Consider the following 1,338-nt stretch of genomic DNA (forward strand, 5'->3'; position numbering starts at 1 on the left):
GCCGGATTCTGGGCGGCGCCAGCGGGACGTGCCATGGAAAGCTCCCTGATTGAACTGACTGAGTGAACTGAGTGAACCGAGTTGTGAAATGAGCGAAAGACGAACGGAAGGAAGGAAGGAGGGGAAGGAGTCGCGTCAGGCCGCTGTCGCTTGCCGCCCCGCACCCAAGCCCAGGCCCAGGTTCTGGTGGATCTCCAGCGTCGCCGTGGACCGGTTGAGGGTGATGTAGTGCAGCCCCGGCGCCCCCTCGTCGAGGAGCCTGCGGGCCATGTCCGTCGCGTAGTCCACGCCGATGCGGTGCGCGACCTGCGGGCGGTCCGCGGCCCGGGTGAGGCGGTCGGCCAGGTCCTGCGGGAAGGCCGCGTTGCTGAGCTCGGCGAACCGGCGGATCTGCCGCGCGTGCGTGGCCGGCATGATCGCCGGGATGATGGGGACGGTGCAGCCGGCCGCGGCGACGCGGTCCCGCAGCCGCAGGTAGTCCTCGACGTGGAAGAACATCTGCGTGATCGCGTAGTCGGCGCCGGCCCGGCACTTGGCCACGAAGTGGCGGACGTCGTCGTCCCAGTCCGCCGACCGGGGGTGGCGCTCGGGGAACGCGGCCACGCCGACCGTGAAGCTGCCCGAGTCCTTGATGAGCTCGACCAGTTCCCGAGCGTGGGAGAAGCCTTCGGGGTGGCGCCGCCACTCCCCCTGCGGGTCGCCCGGCGGGTCCCCGCGCAGGGCGAGGATGTCGCTGATGCCGACGGCCGCGTACTGCCCGATGATGTGGCGCAGCTGGGCGACGGAGTGGTCCACCGCGGTCAGGTGGGCGACCGGCCGGAGCGTGGTCTCGGAGGCGATGCGCTCGGTGGCGGCCACGGTGCGGTCGCGCGAGGACCCGCCCGCCCCGTAGGTCACCGACACGAACGTCGGGGCCACCGCCTCGATGCGGCGGACGGCGTCCCACAGAGCCTGTTCGCCGTCCGCCGTCTTCGGCGGGAAGAATTCGAAGGAGTACGAGCGCAAGCGTCCGCCGCTCGCGAGTACCTCGCGCAGAGTGCTTCGGGACCGTGTGGCCTCCGCGTCCATGCTCTTCCTTTCCTCACAGGGGATACGCCGATGCGCGGCCGGCCCGGCACCCGGTGGCGTCAGCGCGCGTTGAAGTACGTGGCGTCGGGGTGGTGGATGACGATGGCGTCGGTGGACTGTTCGGGGTGGAGCTGGAATTCCTCGGAGAGGTGGACTCCGATCCGTTCCGGCTGGAGGAGGTCGGCGATCTTGGCGCGGTCTTCGAGGTCGGGGCAGGCTCCGTAGCCGAGGGAGAAGCGGGCACCGCGGTACTTGAGCGCGAACATGTCC

2 protein-coding genes are annotated in these 1,338 nt (G+C 70.3%); both read right to left on the bottom strand.

Features of this window, described 5'->3' with window-relative positions; genetic code table 11:
• Positions 1 to 135 precede the first annotated feature (135 nt).
• Entirely contained in the window at positions 136 to 1,068 is a 933-nt protein-coding gene (gene metF / locus V7793_RS37620; RefSeq protein ID WP_336014243.1) for a methylenetetrahydrofolate reductase [NAD(P)H], read from the bottom strand.
• A gap of 59 nt (positions 1,069 to 1,127) precedes the next feature.
• Positions 1,128 to 1,338, bottom strand: a 211-nt coding sequence (locus tag V7793_RS37625; protein ID WP_336014244.1) for a vitamin B12 dependent-methionine synthase activation domain-containing protein, incomplete at its 5' end; no start/stop codon positions are given.

This window comes from Streptomyces sp. KLMMK, from assembly GCF_036961605.1.
In the GTDB taxonomy this organism is placed as follows: domain Bacteria; phylum Actinomycetota; class Actinomycetes; order Streptomycetales; family Streptomycetaceae; genus Streptomyces; species Streptomyces telluris.